The 407-nt window shown below is 72.2% G+C and carries 1 protein-coding gene; it reads right to left on the reverse strand.

All coding sequences use genetic code 11. The annotated features are described in order from the left end of the window. Window positions 1–26: 26 nt before the first annotated feature. Complete coding sequence (locus tag ABD308_RS36240; RefSeq protein ID WP_037846781.1) at window positions 27–236, reverse strand: DUF5703 family protein; 210 nt, start codon at window positions 234–236, stop codon at window positions 27–29. Window positions 237–407: the final 171 nt, after the last annotated feature.

A 407-nucleotide genomic window follows, 5' to 3' on the forward strand; every position in this document is an offset into this window, starting at 1 on the left:
CGGGCCTGCCCGCCGCGCGTCCGCCGTCACCAGCTCCGGACCTGCCGGATGATCCGCCGGCGCAGCAGCACGGTGCGGCTGCCGTCCGGGAACAGGCGAAGCCTGTCCAGTTCCCAGTGCCCGTACTCGGCGTGATCGGTGAGTAGTTGGCGTGCCGCGTTGCGGGACGTCCCGCGTGGCATGCGCAGGGACTGGTACTCGTACTCCGGCTGCCGGACCGGCTTCGGTGGGGTCAAAACGCTCCTCCTGTGGGACGCCTGCGGGCAAGCCTACGGCCTGCCTCCGACAACGGGCCGGGGTATTTTCGGCCGCCCCGGACCGCACCGCACTGGCAGTGCGTCAGTTCCGTTGCTCCTGGGGACGGCATACCCCCAGGGCGCCGCGCGAAGCGGCACCCGGACGGCCCG

It is taken from the genome of Kitasatospora putterlickiae (assembly GCF_039527695.1).
Classification (GTDB): domain Bacteria; phylum Actinomycetota; class Actinomycetes; order Streptomycetales; family Streptomycetaceae; genus Kitasatospora; species Kitasatospora putterlickiae.